14 protein-coding genes are annotated in these 17,856 nt (G+C 71.1%); 10 read left to right on the top strand and 4 right to left on the bottom strand.

Annotated elements, in window-relative coordinates; genetic code table 11:
- Nucleotides 1–187 precede the first annotated feature (187 nt).
- Nucleotides 188–979, top strand: coding sequence for an RNA polymerase sigma factor SigF (locus CP976_RS40535; RefSeq protein WP_150484824.1), 792 nt, complete (start codon nt 188–190; stop codon nt 977–979).
- A 33-nt stretch (nt 980–1,012) separates the two neighbouring features.
- Here CP976_RS40535 and CP976_RS40530 read toward each other — a convergent pair whose 3' ends face one another.
- A complete protein-coding gene (locus CP976_RS40530; RefSeq protein ID WP_190146960.1) occupies nt 1,013–1,333 on the bottom strand; it encodes an ANTAR domain-containing protein in 321 nt (106 codons plus the stop codon).
- 252 nt (nt 1,334–1,585) lie between these two features.
- On the opposite strand from CP976_RS40530, the gene CP976_RS40525 reads away from it, so the two are divergent.
- Complete coding sequence (locus tag CP976_RS40525) at nt 1,586–2,389, top strand: VOC family protein (protein WP_086855090.1); 804 nt, start codon at nt 1,586–1,588, stop codon at nt 2,387–2,389.
- Between the two features lie 584 nt (nt 2,390–2,973).
- Here the strand turns inward: CP976_RS40525 and glgX are convergent.
- Together glgX and CP976_RS40515 are read right to left on the bottom strand one after the other, a co-directional pair.
- Entirely contained in the window at nt 2,974–5,130 is a 2,157-nt protein-coding gene (gene glgX / locus CP976_RS40520) for a glycogen debranching protein GlgX (RefSeq protein ID WP_150484822.1), read from the bottom strand.
- The gene (locus CP976_RS40515) at nt 5,127–5,639 is read right to left on the bottom strand and encodes a pep a2 (protein WP_150484821.1); all 513 of its coding nucleotides are present in this window, start codon (nt 5,637–5,639) and stop codon (nt 5,127–5,129) included. The genes glgX and CP976_RS40515 overlap by 4 nt, the downstream gene beginning before the upstream one ends.
- Nucleotides 5,640–6,002: 363 nt before the next feature.
- Between CP976_RS40515 and CP976_RS40510 the strand changes: the two genes are divergently transcribed.
- From CP976_RS40510 to CP976_RS40485, 6 genes are all read left to right on the top strand, one after another.
- Nucleotides 6,003–6,350: a DUF5133 domain-containing protein gene (locus CP976_RS40510; RefSeq protein ID WP_150484820.1), complete on the top strand. Its 348-nt coding sequence runs from the start codon at nt 6,003–6,005 to the stop codon at nt 6,348–6,350.
- Between the two features lie 71 nt (nt 6,351–6,421).
- Nucleotides 6,422–8,419 carry an alpha-1,4-glucan--maltose-1-phosphate maltosyltransferase gene (locus tag CP976_RS40505; RefSeq protein WP_150484819.1) on the top strand — a complete coding sequence of 666 codons (1,998 nt, stop codon included), beginning with the start codon at nt 6,422–6,424 and terminating at the stop codon, nt 8,417–8,419.
- Nucleotides 8,416–10,134, top strand: a complete 1,719-nt coding sequence (gene treS / locus CP976_RS40500) for a maltose alpha-D-glucosyltransferase (protein ID WP_150484818.1) — start codon at nt 8,416–8,418, stop codon at nt 10,132–10,134. Before CP976_RS40505 ends, treS begins: the two co-directional genes overlap by 4 nt.
- A 28-nt stretch (nt 10,135–10,162) precedes the next feature.
- Nucleotides 10,163–11,533: a maltokinase N-terminal cap-like domain-containing protein gene (locus CP976_RS40495; protein WP_150484817.1), complete on the top strand. Its 1,371-nt coding sequence runs from the start codon at nt 10,163–10,165 to the stop codon at nt 11,531–11,533.
- Nucleotides 11,534–11,536: 3 nt separating this feature from the next.
- Nucleotides 11,537–13,744 (top strand): 1,4-alpha-glucan branching protein GlgB, encoded by a 2,208-nt coding sequence (gene glgB / locus CP976_RS40490; protein ID WP_150484816.1) that lies wholly within the window; start codon nt 11,537–11,539, stop codon nt 13,742–13,744.
- Between the two features lie 111 nt (nt 13,745–13,855).
- Nucleotides 13,856–14,944 (top strand): glutamate--cysteine ligase 2, encoded by a 1,089-nt coding sequence (locus CP976_RS40485; protein ID WP_086849157.1) that lies wholly within the window; start codon nt 13,856–13,858, stop codon nt 14,942–14,944.
- A 43-nt stretch (nt 14,945–14,987) separates the two neighbouring features.
- Here CP976_RS40485 and CP976_RS40480 read toward each other — a convergent pair whose 3' ends face one another.
- Nucleotides 14,988–15,221 carry a DUF6480 family protein gene (locus CP976_RS40480; RefSeq protein ID WP_086849159.1) on the bottom strand — a complete coding sequence of 78 codons (234 nt, stop codon included), beginning with the start codon at nt 15,219–15,221 and terminating at the stop codon, nt 14,988–14,990.
- Nucleotides 15,222–15,372: 151 nt separating this feature from the next.
- Between CP976_RS40480 and CP976_RS40475 the strand changes: the two genes are divergently transcribed.
- Both CP976_RS40475 and CP976_RS40470 read left to right on the top strand, forming a co-directional pair.
- Entirely contained in the window at nt 15,373–17,271 is a 1,899-nt protein-coding gene (locus CP976_RS40475; RefSeq protein ID WP_150484815.1) for an AMP-dependent synthetase/ligase, read from the top strand.
- Nucleotides 17,272–17,387: 116 nt separating this feature from the next.
- Entirely contained in the window at nt 17,388–17,822 is a 435-nt protein-coding gene (locus CP976_RS40470) for an ATP-binding protein (RefSeq protein ID WP_010033269.1), read from the top strand.
- Nucleotides 17,823–17,856 lie beyond the last annotated feature (34 nt).

Below are 17,856 nucleotides of genomic sequence, written 5' to 3'. Positions count from 1 at the left end.
GGGTCACAAATGAGCGTATTGTCTGAAATGTTTCGTAGTCTCCCCGCCCGGGAATGGGCGATGAAGTGCTTCGGACAGGAGGCACGTCCGTGGGAGCCGCCCGGGCCCGCGGTGCCCTCCGTGAGGTTCGAGTCCGCGCTTCCCACGGTGTCTGTCCTTTCGGCACCTGCTCAGGGAGGTGCGCACCATGCGTATCGCCGGCAGCACCAGAACGCACCCCCACGACGACGCCCCCGACACCGCCGAGGCGTTCGAACGTCTCGCGCGGCTGCCCGAGGGGCCCGAGCGCAAGGCCCTGCGCGACGAACTGGTCGAGGCCTGGCTGCCCATGGCCGAGCGGATCGCCGTCCGCTTCCGGGGCCGTGGCGAGGCCCTGGAGGACCTCTACCAGGTGGCGGCCCTCGGTCTCGTCAAGGCCGTCGACCACTACGACCCGGCGCGCGGCAACGCCTTCGAGGCCTACGCCGTGCCGACGGTCACCGGCGAGATCAAACGCCACTTCCGCGACCACATGTGGACGCTGCACGTCCCCCGCCGGGTCCAGGACCTGCGCAACCGGGTGCGGCACGCCGCGAAGGAGCTGTCGCAGACCACCTCCGGCCGCTCCCCCACGATCGCCGAGATCGCCGAGTACGCCCACCTCACCGAGGGCGAGGTGCGCACCGGCATGGAGGCCCTGGAGTGCTTCTCCGCCCTGTCGCTGGAGGCGGAGATGCCCGGCACGGACGGCTACGCCCTCGGGGACGCGATCGGCGGGCCGGACCCGGCCTTCGACACCGTGGTCAACCGCGTGGCCGTCAAGCCCTGCCTGGAGGCGCTGCCGGAACGCGAGCGGATCATCCTCTACCTGCGGTTCTTCAAGGGCATGACGCAGAGCCGCATCGCGGACCAGCTCGGGATCTCGCAGATGCACGTCTCCCGGCTGCTCAGCAGCTGCTTCGCCCATCTGCGTGAGGAGCTGCTGACCGAGGCCAGGTGAACCCACAACCCCAGGGCGGCGCCGCCGGGCAGATCACTGCTCCGGCGGCGCTTCGGGGATCTGGGTCGGTCCGGCGCGGTCGAGGGCGTCCTCCAGCTCGGCCCTTATCTCCCGGGGCATGGCACCGGTGCGTCCCCAGACGAGGATCATTTCGGCGACGTTGCGCAGCTTGATGTTGGTGTGCTGGGAGACCTCCTTGAGCACGGCCCAGCCCTGGTCCGGCGAGATCCGGCCGAGCACGACGACCATCCCGATCGCCTGGTCCACGACCGCGTGAGAGACGACCGCCTCCTTCAGCTGCCGGACCTCTTCCTGCAACTCGAAGATCCGCTCCGAGCCCCCGTCCGTGGGCATGGTCACCTCCGGGTCCGGTGCGCCGCTGTCCCCATGGCCTCGTGGAGTGCTTGAGTGCCTTGACGCAGTGTCCGACGCCTCCATCGTCGTCACTCGGCCCGCCCGGTGCCACCGGGGCGGTCCAGGCCGGTCCACCACTCCGTTTCGCTGCCGTCGCCGGGGTACTCGGCAGGCGCCCACAGCGGTTCCGGTTGGACACTGGTGTCATTCCTCCGGTGGCTGCCAGGCCGACGAGATCAGGACGCGACTGCCATGAACCACGACACCCCCATCCCCTCCGGCACAAAGGACGTCGTCTCATCACACTCCGTATTCGGCGCACCCTGTTGGGTGAGTCTGACCAGCAGGGACGTCAAGGCGACCGAGGAGTTCTACGGCGCCGTGCTGGGCTGGCAATGGCGGCCGGCCAAGCTCGGCGACCGGTTCCGGATCGCGCTGGCGGACGGCTCGCCGGTGGCCGGGATCGCGGGGGTGGCCACCATGTGGCAGATGGCGGTGGCGTGGACGCCGTACTTCGCCGTGCGGAGCGCGGACGACGCGGTGGCGCGGGTGCAGGAGCGCATGGGCACGGTCGCGGTCGGGCCGATCTCGCTGCCGCCGGGGCGGGCGGCGCTGCTGGCCGACCGGGACGGGGCGACCTTCGGGATCTGGGAGGGCGACCTGTTCACCGACTGGGAGACCTGGCGCAACGCGCAGCCGGCCTTCATCACGCTGCACACGCGTGACGCCTTCGACGCCGCCATCTTCTACGGCGAGGTCCTCGACTGGGCGTCGGAGAGCCCCGGCTGCTGCGAGGTCCACTACGAGGGCGGGGAGGTCGTCCTGCGCAGCCGCGGCGACGTGGTGGCGCGCATCGAGTCGGGAGCGCTGGAAGCGGCCCCCGACCCGACGATCCGGCCGCACTGGCAGGTCCACTTCACCGTCGACGACGTCGAGGCCTGCACCCGGGCCGCGGAACTGCACGGCGGCAGCGTGCTGTCCAAGGGCAGCGACGAGGCGGTGCTGCGCGACCACGACGGCGCACAGTTCACGGTGACGAGCCGCCGGGAACGGTGACGGCCCGCCGGGAGCGGTGACGCGCGCGCCGGGACGGCGGCTCGCCCACCGGGAGCAGTGACGAGCCGCCGGGAACGGTGACTCGCCCGCCGGGGATGGTGACGCGCGCGCTGGACGGCGGCTCGCCCACCGGGAGCAGTGACGGCCCGCCGTGACCGCCCGCCGGAACGGCGACTCCCCCACCGGGGACGGTGACGGGCCGCCGGGGACGGCGACTCGCCCACCAGGAACGGTGACGGCCCGCCGTGACCGCCCGCCCACCGCGAAGGGTGACTCGCCCACCAGGAACGCGGTGACGCGCCCGCCGGGAGCGGTGACGGCCCGCCGTGACCGCCCACCGCGAACGGCGACCCGCCGGGGACGGTGACGGGCCGCCGGGGACGGTGACTCGCCCACCGGGGACGGTGACGGGCCGCCTGGGACGGTGACGCGCCCACCGGGAGCGGTGACACGCCCGCCGGTGACCGCCCGCCAGGAACGGCGACTCCCCGACCAGGAACAGTGACGCGCCCGCCGGGAACGGCGACTCGCCCACCAGGACGGTGACTCATGCGTCGGCGTGCGTACCGGGTCGGTTGCCGCTGTTACTCCGCCTCGTCGCGGGCGCGTCGGGACGGGCGGGACAGCAGGACCATGGTGCGGGGCCCGACCGTCAGGGCCGTGCCCGCCTTGTGTTCCGATTCGTCGGGGGTGCCCTCCGGCTCGGCGGTGTCGATCAGGGCCGTCCAGCGTTCGCCGTAGGTGGCGTCCGGGAGGCGGAAGGCGACCGGCTCCCAGTGGCTGTTGAACAGCAGGAGGAACGAGTCGTCGACCACGGGGCGGCCGCGCGGGTCGGGCTCGGCGATGGCGTCGCCGTTGAGGAAGACGCCGACGCAGTGCGCGTCGCCGCGCTGCCAGTCCTCGTCGGTCATCTCCTGGGCGTCCGGCGCCAGCCACACCAGGTCGGGCAGCGGCTGGTCCGCACGGGTCAGGGTCTCGCCGAGGAAGAAACGGCGCCGGCGGAGCACGGGGTGACCGGTGCGCAGCCGGATGACGTACCGGGTGAACTCCAGCAGGTCGCGCTGTTCCTCGGTGAGCCGCCAGTCGATCCAGGAGATCTCGTTGTCCTGGCAGTAGGCGTTGTTGTTGCCTCGCTGGGTGCGCCCCAGTTCGTCGCCGTGGCAGAGCATCGGGATGCCCTGGGAGAGCAGCAGCGTGGCGAGGAAGTTGCGCTGCTGGCGGGCGCGCAGCTCCAGCACGGCCGGGTCCCGGGTCGCGCCCTCGGCGCCGCAGTTCCAGGACCGGTTGGTGCTCTCGCCGTCCTGGTTGTCCTCGCCGTTGGCGTCGTTGTGCTTGTCGTTGTAGGAGACGAGGTCGCGCAGCGTGAAGCCGTCGTGCGCGGTGACGAAGTTGACGCTGGCCCGGGGGCGGCGCCTGCTGTGCTGGTACAGGTCCGAGGAGCCGGTCAGCCGGGAGGCGAACTCGCCGAGCGTGTGGTCCTCCCCGCGCCAGAAGTCGCGCACCGCGTCGCGGTACATGCCGTTCCACTCCGACCACAGCGGCGGGAAGTTGCCCACCTGGTAGCCGCCTTCACCGACGTCCCACGGCTCCGCGATCAGCTTCACGCGGCTGATCACCGGGTCCTGCTGGATGAGGTCGAAGAACGCCGACAGCCGGTCCACCTCGTGGAACTGCCTGGCCAGGGTGGCCGCGAGGTCGAAGCGGAAGCCGTCGATGTGCATCTCGGTGACCCAGTACCGCAGCGAGTCCATGATCAGCTGGAGCACGTAGGGGTGGCGCATCAGCAGGCTGTTGCCGGTGCCGGTGGTGTCGTAGTAATGCTCCCAGTCGCCGTCGACCAGGCGGTAGTACGAGGAGTTGTCGATGCCGCGGAAGGACAGCGTGGGGCCCTTCTCGTTGCCCTCGGCGGTGTGGTTGTAGACCACGTCGAGGATCACCTCGAGCCCGGCCGCGTGCAGGGTCTTCACCATCGACTTGAACTCGGCGACCTGCTGGCCGCGGGTGCCGTGGGCGGCGTAGCCGTTGTGCGGCGCGAAGAAGCCGATCGTGTTGTAGCCCCAGTAGTTGGCCAGGCCGCGGTCGTGCAGCACGCCGTCGTGGACGAACTGGTGCACCGGCATCAGCTCCACCGCGGTGATGCCCAGCGAGGTGAGGTGCTCGACGGCCGCCGGGTGCGCGAGTCCGGCGTAGGTGCCGCGGAGTTCGGCGGGGACGTCGGGGTGGGTGCGGGTCAGGCCCTTGACGTGTGCCTCGTAGATCACCGTGTCGGCGTAGGGCCGGCAGGGCCGGGTGTCGTCGCCCCAGTCGAAGGCCGGGTCGGTCACCACACCGAGCATGGTGTGCCCGGCGCTGTCGGCCGGGTCGGGACCGTCCGGGTTCCGTTCGTAGAGCGAGGGGTGGTTGTCGATCTGCCCGTCGACCGCGCGTGCGTAGGGGTCGAGGAGCAGCTTCGCCGGGTTGCAGCGGTGGCCGGCGGCCGGGGCCCACGGCCCGTGCACGCGGTAGCCGTAGCGCTGGCCGGGGCCGACGCCGGGGAGGTAGCCGTGCCAGACGAAGCCGTCGACTTCGGTCAGCGGCACCTGGGTGTGGGTGCCGTCCTCGTCGACGAGGACCAGCTCGACACGTTCGGCCACCTCGCTGAAGAGGGCGAAGTTCGTGCCCTCCCCGTCGTACTCCGCGCCCAGCGGGTAGGGGCGTCCGCTCCACGCGGACGCCCCTTTCCGGGTCTGCCGCCGGGTCACCGGGCGTCCTCCAGGACCTCGTCCGCGGTACTGGCCGGACCGGCCAGCTGGGCGATCCGCACCTCGCGGGGCACGTCGAGACCCTCGCGCAGGTGCGGGGCGGGCGCGGTCGGCACCAGCGGGACGCGTTCGCCGGCGCGGGCGCGCTGGGAGAACCAGATGACCTTGCTGCCGGTCTCGGTGGCGCAGCAGCCCCAGCCGTCGCTCATCGCCGCGAGGTGCTCCAGGCAGCCACGCAGTTCCTGGTCCGGGCGCAGGGCGCGGTCGTTGTCCCCGATGGCGGTGATCAGGTGCTGGCCGTTCCACCACATCTCGATCGACGTGTTCTTGTCCGTGGCGTGTTCGTCTATGGCCTTGAGCAGCATCTCGGCACCGCCGCAGACGGGCTGGACCAGGTTGTCCAGGTCCCAGAACTTCAGGTGAGCGGCCAGAATGCGGCTGACCTGTCCCACCCGTTCCGGGCTGACTTCCACGTCGAGGTGGTAGTAGCAGGGCACTGCGGTCTTCATCGGTCGGCTCCTCACCGCGAAGCTCAGCTCCTCCTCGCTCCCGCGGTCCTGCGGGACGAGCCCCGAACACGGAACGTGAGCGTGTATCGCTTCTGAGTCACCCTCAGCCTGAGGGTGCTAGCCCGTTCGTGCAACACGAGCGCACAGTTGAGCCGCTCGACCACCCAAGTGAGCACTCCCGGATGACCTCAACGGCTCAGTCGAGCCGCCATTGGTTGAAGATCCAACAAGACGCTGCGTTGTCACACGTGCACCATGTGTGAAGAACTCGATCGCCGTTACGGGTCCGTGCCGCTGTGGGCAGCGGCCGCCGTCCGACCGTCGGGAGACCGTGCCCCTCGAGCCCGAAAGGTGATCGGCGCCATGCTGCTACCCGCCAAAGCCGAAGTCGCCCGGCAGTTGCGGCGTTACCGGGCCTGGGAACGCGTGATGCTCGCGGCACCGAACGACCGCACGGTGCGGGCCACCTTCGAGGACTCCGGCTACACGCTCTGCGTGCTGATGGGCAAGCGCTGCGCTCGGGAGGCGGCGGACGCGGCCGAGCGGTACCTGCGCACGAACCAGGTCACCTATCTGGAGGAACAGCAGGTCACCTGTCTCCAGGAACAGCCGGTCACCTGTCTGCAGGACCAGAACGAACGGCCCCGTCCGGCCGCCGCGGTCTGGCGAAGACCGCCGGCGGCGGAGCGGCGCTCCCCCGCGGGACGGTAGCCGCCCCGCACATCTCGTCCCCTGAACCGGGCCCGTGGGCCCGGCTTCCGAGCACGGTGGAGGTGAGGACCATGAGTAGGACCCGGGCCATCGGCCGTATCCCGGTACGGGACGTCCGCCCGGCCGTGGAGTGCGGCAACCGGCCGGCCAAGGCGGTCGTGGGAGAGACGTTCGAGGTCACCGCCACCGTGTTCCGGGAGGGGCACGACGTGGTCGCCGCCAATGTCGTCCTGAAGGATCCCGAGGGCCGCCCCGGCCCGTGGACGCCGATGCGTGAACTGGCCCCGGGAAGCGACCGCTGGGGCGCCGAGGTCACCGCGGACGCCGTCGGCCGCTGGACGTACCGGGTGGAGGCCTGGAGCGATCCGGTGGCCACCTGGCGCCACACGGCGGGCATAAAGGTACCGGCCGGCATCGACCCCGGTCTGGTCCTCGAAGAGGGCGCCGATCTCTACGAGCGAGCGGCGGCCGGCGTTCCCAGGGAAGCCGGCCGCGGCGTGCTGCTCGACGCGGCGAAGGCGCTGCGCGACGACTCGCTGCCCCCGGTGGCGCGGCTGGCGGCGGCGCTGACGCCTCAGGTGGACGGGGTGCTGGCCCGGCATCCGCTGCGGGACCTGGTCACCACCTCCGAGCCGCTGCCCCTGCTCGTCGAGCGGGAGCGGGCCCTGTACGGCTCCTGGTACGAGTTCTTCCCGCGCTCGGAGGGCACCCGGCAGCAACCGCACGGCACCTTCCGCACCGCCGCCCGACGGCTGCCGGCGATCGCGGCGATGGGCTTCGACGTGGTCTACCTGCCCCCCATCCACCCGATCGGCACCACCTTCCGCAAGGGCAGGAACAACACCCTCTCCCCCGGCCCCGACGACGTCGGCGTGCCCTGGGCGATCGGCTCGCCGGAGGGCGGCCACGACGCCGTCCACCCCGATCTGGGCACCCTGGACGACTTCGTCTGGTTCGTGGCCCAGGCCCGGGAGCTGGGCATGGAAGTCGCGCTGGACTTCGCGCTGCAGTGCTCCCCGGACCACCCCTGGGTGCAAAAACACCCCGAGTGGTTCCACCACCGCCCTGACGGCACCATCGCCTACGCGGAGAACCCGCCGAAGAAGTACCAGGACATCTACCCCATCGCCTTCGACGCCGACATGGACGGCCTGATCGCCGAGACCTGCCGGGTGCTGCGGCACTGGATGGACTGCGGGGTGCGGATCTTCCGGGTGGACAACCCGCACACCAAGCCGGTCGTCTTCTGGGAGCGGGTCATCGCGGACATCAACCGCACCGACCCCGATGTGATCTTCCTGGCGGAGGCGTTCACCCGCCCGGCGATGATGCACACCCTGGCCCAGATCGGCTTCCAGCAGTCCTACACGTACTTCACCTGGCGCAACACCAAGGAAGAGCTGACCGAGTACCTCACGGAGCTGTCGGGCGAGGCCGCCTCGTACATGCGGCCGAACTTCTTCGCCAACACCCCCGACATCCTGCACGCCTACCTCCAGCACGGCGGCCGCCCCGCCTTCGAGGTCCGCGCCGTCCTCGCCGCCACGCTGTCGCCGGCCTGGGGCATCTACTCCGGCTACGAACTGTGCGAGAACACCCCGCTCAGGGAAGGCAGCGAGGAGTACCTCGACTCGGAGAAGTACCAGCTCAGGCACCGCGACTGGGAGGCCGCCGAACGCGAGGGACGCACCATCACCCCGCTGCTCACCAGGCTCAACACCATCCGCCGGGAACACCCCGCGCTGCACCGGCTCAGGAACCTCCGCTTCCACCACACCGACAACGACGCGCTCCTCGCGTACAGCAAGCGCACCGGGTCCGATGTCCTCCTGGTGGTCGCCAACCTCGACCCCCACCACACCCAGGAGGCCACGGTCTCGCTGGACATGCCCCAACTCGGCCTGGACTGGCACGAGTCGGTGCCGGTACGCGACGAGCTCACCGGCGAGACCTACCACTGGAGCAGGAACAACTACGTGCGTCTCGAGCCGGGGCGGGCTCCCGCGCACGTCTTCCACGTCCTGTCGCCGCCCGCCGCGCAAGGGAACGGAGGGGCAGGAACGTCATGACCGTGAACGAACCCGTGCCGGACACCTTCGAGGACACCCCCGTCAGGGACCGGGACCCGGAGTGGTTCAAGCGCGCCGTCTTCTACGAGGTGCTCGTCCGCTCGTTCCAGGACAGCGACGGCGACGGCGTCGGTGACCTGAAGGGCCTGACCTCGAAACTCGACTACCTCCAGTGGCTCGGCGTCGACTGCCTGTGGCTGCCGCCGTTCTTCAAGTCGCCCCTGCGCGACGGCGGCTACGACGTCTCCGACTACACCGCCGTACTCCCGGAGTTCGGTGACCTGGCCGACTTCGTGGAGTTCGTCGACGCCGCCCACCAGCGCGGCATGCGCGTGATCATCGACTTCGTCATGAACCACACCAGCGACCAGCACCCGTGGTTCCAGGAGTCGCGCAAGGACCCCGACGGCCCCTACGGCGACTACTACGTGTGGGCCGACGACGACAAGGGCTACCCGGACGCGCGGATCATCTTCGTCGACACCGAGACGTCGAACTGGACGTTCGACCCGGTGCGCGGCCAGTACTTCTTCCACCGCTTCTTCTCGCACCAACCGGACCTCAACTACGAGAACGCGCGCGTCCAGGAGGAGATCCTGGCCGCGCTGAAATTTTGGCTGGACCTGGGCATCGACGGCTTCCGGCTGGACGCGGTGCCGTACCTGTACGCGGCCGAGGACACCAACTGCGAGAACCTCCCCGCCACCCACGCGTTCCTCAAGCGCGTCCGCCGCGAGATCGACACGCAGTACCCGGACACCGTGCTGCTCGCCGAGGCCAACCAGTGGCCCGAGGACGTCGTCGACTACTTCGGCGACTACGCGGCCGGCGGCGACGAGTGCCACATGGCCTTCCACTTCCCGGTCATGCCGCGCATCTTCATGGCCGTGCGGCGCGAGTCCCGCTACCCCGTCTCCGAGATCCTGGCCAAGACCCCGGCCATCCCCTCGGGCTGCCAGTGGGGCATGTTCCTGCGCAACCACGACGAGCTGACGCTCGAGATGGTCACCGACGAAGAGCGCGACTACATGTGGGCCGAGTACGCCAAGGACCCGCGGATGCGCGCCAACATCGGCATTCGCAGGCGGCTCGCTCCCCTGCTGGACAACGACCGGCACACCATCGAGCTGTTCACCGCGCTGCTGCTGGCCCTGCCCGGCTCGCCGATCCTCTACTACGGCGACGAGATCGGCATGGGCGACAACATCTGGCTCGGCGACCGCGACGCGGTGCGCACGCCGATGCAGTGGACCCCGGACCGCAACGCCGGGTTCTCCACCTGCGACCCCGGCCGCCTCTACCTGCCGGCGATCATGGACCCGGTCTACGGCCACCAGGTCACCAACGTCGAGGCGTCCATGGCCTCGCCGTCGTCGCTGCTGCACTGGACCCGCCGCATGATCGAGATCCGCAAGCAGAACCCGGCCTTCGGCCTCGGTTCGTACACCGAGCTGTCCTCCTCCAACCCCGCGGTGCTGGCGTTCCTGCGGGAGTACGAGGACGACCTGGTGCTGTGCGTGAACAACTTCGCGCGGTTCGCCCAGCCCACCGAACTCGATCTGCGCGAGTTCGCCGGGCGCCATCCGGTCGAGCTGTTCGGCGGGGTCCGCTTCCCCGCGATCGGCGAACTGCCGTACCTGCTGACCCTCGGGGGCCACGGCTTCTACTGGTTCCGGCTCACTCGAGTCGCATCCCGCATCGGCAGGCGGCTGTGAGCACGCGCCGACGAAAGGAGGCGTGACCATGCCGAAGACCGCATCCCTCCGCCCGAGCCTCACGCGCCTGGCCGAGCCCATGGAGTCGCTCGGCGGGCTGCTGCGCGACTGGCTGCCGCGGCAGCGCTGGTTCGCGGGCAAGGACCGGCCCGTCACGGAGCTCGGCCTGCTGTCGATGACCGAGCTGTTCCCGGGCTGTCTGCACCTGCTGATCCACGCCGGTCACGCCGGCCACACAGGCGTGCCGTCCCCGGGCGGCGCTCCCCCGTCCGGCGACTGCTACCAGCTCCTGCTCGGCGTACGGGAGCATCCGTCGCCGCGCCTGGGACGGGCGCTCATCGGGCAGGTGCAGGACGGGCCGCTGGCCGGTCTGACGGTCTACGACGCCCTGCACGACCCCCGTTCGGCCCAGCTCCTCCTGGACCGGCTGCGGCACCCCGGCACCGCCGGCCCCCTGCGGTTCGACTGCGACCCGGACCAGCCGGTGCCCGGCGGACTGGTGCCGCGGCTGCTGGACGCCGAGCAGTCCAACTCCTCGCTGGTCTACGGCGACGAGTACATCCTGAAGGTCTTCCGGCGCATCCAGCCGGGCGTCAACCCCGACCTGGAGGTGCCGGGGGCGCTGGCCAGGCAGGGCTGTCACCGCGTGCCCGCGCCCGTGGCCTGGTTCCAGACGAAGCATCCGTTCAAGGCCACCCTCGGCGTGCTCCAGCCGTATCTGCGGGACGCCTCCGACGGCTGGACGCTGGCGCTGCACGCCCTGGCCGCCGGGGACGACTTCACGGCCCAGGCGCGGGCGCTGGGCGCGGCCACGGCGGAGGTGCACCTCGCGCTCGCCTCGGCCTTCCCGGTCGGCGAGCCCGGGGAGAACGGGCACACGGCGACCGCGATGTCCGAGCGGCTGGCCGCCGCCGCGCACTGCGTGCCCGCGCTCCAGCCGTACGTGCCGGGCCTGCGGACCGCGTTCGCCGCCCTCGCCACCTGCGACGCCGGTCCGCCGGCCCAGCGCATCCACGGCGATCTGCACCTGGGTCAGGTGCTGCGGGCCGGACGCGAGTGGTTCGTCATCGACTTCGAGGGCGAGCCGTCCCGGCCGCTCTCCGAACGGCGCAGCGCCCACTCCCCCGTGCGGGACATCGCCGGGATGCTGCGCTCCTTCGACTACGCCGCCCGGCAGCGCCGCCCCTGGCGCCCGGAGTGGGCGCGACGCTGTCGCGAGACCTATTGCGCGGGCTATGCCGCCCGCGCGGGCTGGGACCCGCGCAAGAAACACGGACTGCTCCGGGCCTACGAGACGGACCGGGCCGTGTACGAGGTGCTGTACGAGGCACGGCACCGCCCCGACTGGCTGCCTGTACCGATGGCGGCGATCGAGCGCCTCGCTGTGAGAGGAGACTGAGCCGTGGCCCTGCGCGACACCTCAATCCCGGAGCCGTCCGGCCCGGTCCCGGGCGCGACCGCGCCCGCCCTGAGCCCGGAGGACCGCGGGCGCCTGCTGGCGGGCGCCCACCACGACCCGCACGCGCTGCTGGGCGCCCACCCGGTCCCCGGCGGGATCGCGTTCCGGGCGCTGCGCCCCTTCGCCCGCTCGGTGAGCGTGGTGACCGGCGGCGAGCGCACGCCGCTCGTCTCGGAGGGCGACGGCCTGTTCTCCGGTGTGCTGCCGCTGGCGGAGATCCCCGCGTACACCCTGCACGTGGCGTACGAGGGCGGTGAGCAGGAGGTGCACGACCCGTACCGGTTCCTGCCCGCGCTCGGCGAACTCGACCTGCACCTGATCCGGGAGGGCCGGCACGAGCAGCTGTGGCAGGCGCTCGGCGCGCAGCCCATGACCCACGAGGGCGTGACCGGCACCCGGTTCACGGTGTGGGCGCCCAACGCGCAGGGCGTGCGGGTCGCCACGGATTTCACCTACTGGGACGGGACGCAGTTCCCGATGCGCTCCCTCGGCGCGTCCGGCGTGTGGGAGCTGTTCCTGCCGGGCGTGGGCGAGGGCACGGCGTACAAGTTCGAGATCACCTCCCGGTACGGCCACCGGTTCCTGAAGGCGGACCCGATGGCACGCCGCACCGAGGAGCCGCCCAACACGGCGTCGATCGTGACGGCCTCGCACTACGAGTGGGGCGACGCTCAGTGGATGGCCCACCGGGCGGACACGCCGGTGCACGAGGCGCCGTTCTCGGTGTACGAGGTGCACCTGCCGTCCTGGCGGCCGGGTCTTGACTACCGGCAGCTCGCCGAGGAACTCCCGGCGTACGTCAAGGACCTCGGCTTCACGCACGTGGAGCTGATGCCGGTCGCCGAGCATCCCTTCCACGGCTCCTGGGGCTACCAGGTCACCGGCTTCTACGCGCCGACCGCACGGCTCGGGACCCCGGACGACTTCCGGTTCTTCGTCGACGCCTGCCACCGGGCGGGCATCGGCGTGATCATGGACTGGGTGCCGGCGCACTTCCCGAAGGACGACTGGGCGCTGGCCCGGTTCGACGGGGACCCGCTGTACGAGCCCGGGGACGGGCGGCGCGCCGAGCACCCGGACTGGGGCACGTACGAGTTCGACTTCGCCCGCACCGAGGTGCGCAACTTCCTCGTGGCGAACGCGGTGTACTGGTGCGAGGAGTTCCACATCGACGGGCTGCGCGTGGACGCGGTCGCCTCGATGCTCTACCTGGACTACTCGCGCGAGGACGGCCAGTGGGAGCCCAACGCCTACGGCGGCCGGGAGGACCTGGCGGCCATGGCGTTCCTCCAGGAGATGAACGCGACCGTGTACCGGCGCGCCCCGGGCGTGGTGACGATCGCGGAGGAGTCCACCGCCTGGGGCGGCGTCACCAAGCCCACCGACACCGGCGGGCTCGGTTTCGGGCTGAAGTGGAACATGGGCTGGATGCACGACTCGCTGGAGTACCTCTCCCACGAGCCGGTGCACCGCAAGTACCACCACCACGAGATGACTTTCTCGATGGTGTACGCCTACAGCGAGAACTACGTCCTGCCGATCTCCCACGACGAGGTCGTGCACGGCAAGCAGGCGCTGGTGTCGAAGGCGCCGGGCGACTGGTGGCAGCGGCGGGCGAACGTCCGCGCCTACCTCGGCTTCATGTGGAGCCACCCCGGCAAGCAGTTGCTGTTCATGGGGCAGGAGTTCGCGCAGGGAGCCGAATGGTCGGTGGAGCACGGGCCGGAGTGGTGGCTGCTCGACGACGGCTACCACTCGGCGGGCGACCACCGGGGCGTGCGTGATCTGGTCCGTGACCTGAACACGGCGTACCGGGCGACGCCGGCACTGTGGCAGTGCGACACCCGCCCGGAGGGCTTCCGCTGGGTGGCGGTGGACTCGGCCGACGACAACGTCTTCGCGTTCCTGAGGTACGACGCGGAGGGCAGACCGCTGCTGGCGGTGGCGAACTTCTCCCCAGTAGTCCGGCCCGACTACGGCCTCTGGGTCCCGGGCGACGCGGTCGCCTGGCAGGAGATCCTCAACACCGACGACCCGCGCTACGGCGGCAGCGGCGTCACCAACCCGGATCCGGTCAAACCGGAGGACGGCTGTGTCCGGATCACGCTGCCGCCGCTGGCCACGGTGTGGCTGACGCCGTTCGCTCCGTGAAGTCCCGCGGCCGCACCAGGTGTCCGACCCGCCTGTGAGGGGCACTGGGTGTCTACCACCGGGAACACCCGGTGGCGGACGCCGCAGGGTCACAGAAGGGCGGGCATCAGGGTGCGCACCGTCGGAGTGGAGGAGGAACTCCTCCTGGTCGACCCGGAGACCGGGGAACCGCAGGCGAGGTCCGCGGCGGTGCTCGCCCGGGCCGAGCAGGACGACGCGGATCAGGACGTCTTCGAGAAGGAACTCCACGAGCAGATGCTGGAGTTCGCCACCCATCCGCAGTCGTCCATGGAGAGCCTGCGCGCGGAGATCGTCCGCTGCCGCAAGGAGGCGGCCCGGCACGCCGGGGAGATCGGCTGCACGGTCGCGGCGCTCGCCACGTCCCCGCTGCCGGTCAGCCCCGCGGTCGGCGTCAACCGCCGATACCAGTGGATGGCCGAGCAGTACGGCATCGCCACCCGGGAGCAGCTCGTCCTGGGCTGCCACGTGCACGTGTCCGTCGAGTCCGACGAGGAGGGCGTCGCGGTCATCGACCGGGTGCGGCCCTGGCTCCAGGTCCTGACGGCGCTCAGTGCGAACTCGCCGTTCTGGCAGGGCAAGGACACGGGGTACAGCAGCTACCGCAGCCGGGTGTGGCTGCGCTGGCCGTCGGCCGGCCCGACGGAGATCTTCGGCTCGGCCGAGCGGTATCACCGGCTGATCGCGGACATGGTGGCCACCGGCGCTCTCCTCGACGACGGGATGATCTACTTCGACGCGCGGCTGTCCCAGCGGTATCCGACGGTTGAGGTCCGGGTGTCGGACGTCTGTCTGCACTCCGGCACGGCCGCGCTGGTCGCCACGCTCGTCCGCGGGCTGGTCGAGACCGCCGCGCGCGAGTGGCGGGCCGGCCGGGAACCGCTCGACCACAGCGTCAGCCTGCTGCGGCTGGCCGACTGGCTGGCCGCCCGGTCCGGGCTTTCGGGCGAGCTGCTGCACCCCGCGACCATGCGGCGCCTGCCCGCCGAGGCGGTCGTCCGTGCCCTGCTGGACCATGTAGAGGAGGCCCTCGCGGACACCGGGGACCTCGATCGGGCCCGGGCCGCCTGCGAGGAGCTGCTGCGGGAGGGCAACGGCGCACAGGTGCAGCGCGCGCTGATGGAGCGCACGGGGAGCCTGCGGGACGTCGTCACCGAGTGCGTCCGCCACACGCAGGCGTGAGCGTCCCGTCTGCTTCCGCGGACGGGTTCGGAGGATTCCGGCCTCAGAGGATCAGAACCAGGGCGTAGGCCAGGAAGAACGCCGCGATCAGCACCACGAGGACGATGATCACGGCCATCGGTGCCTTGGCCCAGCCCTTGGGCGGGTTGTGCGTCTCCCGGGGCCCCGCCTCGGGCATGCTGCTCTCCGCGGGCGGGGTCTCGCCGGGCGGTACGCCGCCGCCCGGTTCCAGGCCGGAGCTGCGTTCGGGTTCGGGATCGGGACTGATGTGACTCATGCCGTCCGGGTCCCCCGATCACGCCGAGATCATCAGCGGGACGACTTCCGTATTTCCCGACCCCTGAGGGCCGCGGCTCGACTACATTCGAGCCCCGCCGATGACGCTACCCGTCGGCAATGTGACACCCCGTACACGTCAGGAGCAGTGCATGCGCGACCTCGCCCTCGCTCCACCGGCCGTCTCGCCCTTGACCGGCGGGCTCGCCGACAGCGTCTTCGAGACGGCGGACCGCGAACCCACCCGGCCGGTGCTCGCGCGCCGCGCCGACCCGGCCTCCGCCTCCTGGGAGGAGGTGACGGCGATCGAGCTGCGCGACGAGGTGGTGGACGTGGCCAAGGGGCTGATCGCCTCCGGGTTAGCGCCGGGGCACCGCGTGGCGATCATGGCGCGCACCCGGTACGAGTGGACGGTCCTGTGCTACGCGCTGTGGGCCGTGGGTGCCGAGGTCGTCCCGGTCTATCCGACGTCGTCGCGCGACCAGGTCGAGTGGATCCTGCGGGACGCCGGCTGTGTGGCGGTGGTGGTGGAGGACGAGCAGGGCGTCATGACCGTCGGCTCGGTGTGCGCCTCGCTGCCGCTGCTGCGCCACGTCTGGCAGCTGGACGCGGGCGCCCTGGAGGAACTGGCCGCGCGCGGGCAGTACGTCCCGCACGCCACGGTCGATTCGATGCGCCGCATCGTGCTGCCGGACTCCACGGCCGTCATCGCCTATACCTCCGGCACGTCCGGCCATGCCATGGGCTGCGCCCTGAGCCACCGCAACCTGGCCGCCCCCTGCGATACGCTGCTGACGGGCTGGGGGCACACGGCGGCACCGCGCGGGGAGCAGGGCTCCGTGCTGGCGTTCCTGCCCTTCTCCCATGTGTACGGGCTGATGATCCAGGGCCTGTGCCTGCGCGGCGGCCTGGTGATGGGACACCAGGCCGAGCTGGGCGGGGAGGCACTGTCGTCGGCGCTGCGCTCCTTCAGGCCCACGTACTTCTACGCGGTTCCGTCGGTCTTCGAGAAGATCTACAAGAACTTCCTGCGCACGGCCCAGCAGGGGGGCCACGGTGGTCTGTTCGAGCGGGCCGCCGAGACGGCGCGCGACTTCGCCGGGGCCCTGGAACGCCAGCGGCTGGGCCGGGGGCGCGGGCCCGGCTTCGACCTGCGGTTCCAGCACGCCCTGTACGAGCGCACGGTGTACCGCAGGCTGCGGGACGCGCTGGGCGGCCGGGTGCGGCGGGCGACGTCCGGCGGCTCTCCCCTCAGCCGCGACCTGTCGCTCTTCTACGAGGGCATCGGCATCTACGTGCACGACGGCTACGGCCTGACGGAGACCGGCGGCGGGGTGACGATGCAGCCGCTGGGCCGGGAGAAGTCCGGGACCGTCGGGCAGGCTCTGCCGGGCACGGAGATCCGCGTGGCCGAGGACGGGGAGATCCTGGTGCGCGGCCCGTCGGTGTTCCAGGGATACGTCGGTGACGAGGCCGCCACCCGGGCCGCGCTGCGCGGCGGCTGGCTGGCCACCGGGGACCTCGGGGAGCTGGACGCCGAGGGCTATCTGACGATCACCGGCCGCAAGAAGGACATCATCATCACCAGCAGCGGCAAGAGCGTCGCCCCGGCCGCCCTGGAGCAGCGGCTGCGGATGCACCCGCTCATCCACCAGGCCGTGGTCGTGGGCGACAACCGGCCCTGTGTCGGTGCCCTGATCACGCTGGACCCGGAGTTCCTGGCGCACTGGCGGGCGGCGCTGGCGCTCCAGGGAGAGATGCGGGAGGCGCGGGAGGAGAACGCGCTGCGGGAGGAGGTGGCGCGTGCCGTGGCCGCGGCCAACAGCGCCGTGTCGCGGTCGGAGTCGATCCGGGTGTTCCGGGTCCTGCCGGAGCCGTTCGACGTGACCAACGGGCTGCTGACGCCCTCGATGAAGCTGCGCCGGGACGAGATCGTGCGGCACTACGCGTCCGAGATCGACGCGATGTACGAGTCGCGCAGGCGCCCCGGCCGTCCGAGTCCCAGGGACGAGCCATCGAACTGGGACGACGCGGACAACGTGTTCCGCTGAGCACGGAACTGGACGAGTAGGCCTCGGCCCCTCGGGAACACGCAACAGTGGCGACGCAAGAGAAAGGACGACAGCCCTGACGACAGCCCTTGCTGACGCCGGGCCGGAAAGGCGATATGTCAACCGAGCCGCGTGGGGATGACGCACTGACCTCCGAGGAGATCCCGAGCCGCACGAACAGCTTCGTGGGCGAGCCGCACGACGTGACGGGAGCGCGGCTGGCCGCGGAGGAGTTCCTGCGTGATCTGTCACGCTCCTCCCCGCCCTCTGCCCCCGAGTACTGGGACGACATCCTGTTGGTGGTGACGGAACTGGCCGCCAACGCGGTCCAGTACGCCCCGGGTCCGTTCGCGCTGCGGATGCGCCGGACCTTCGACGGCGTGCATGTGGTCCTGCACGACACCAGCTCCACGGAGCCGGCTCCGCGCCCGTTCGATCCGCGCAGCGGGGGCGGCGGCATCGGCTGGCACCTGATCCACACCTTGTGCGACCAGGTCAGCGTGGTGAGCGACGAGCGCGGCAAGGACGTACACGTGTTCCTGCCCTGGTGAGCCCTGAGCCGGTCACGAGCGCCGCACGCCCGTG

Source organism: Streptomyces coeruleorubidus (genome assembly GCF_008705135.1).
Lineage (GTDB): Bacteria > Actinomycetota > Actinomycetes > Streptomycetales > Streptomycetaceae > Streptomyces > Streptomyces coeruleofuscus.
The sequence above is the reverse complement of the archived record's forward strand: the minus strand, read 5'-3'. Positions and strand labels throughout refer to the sequence as shown.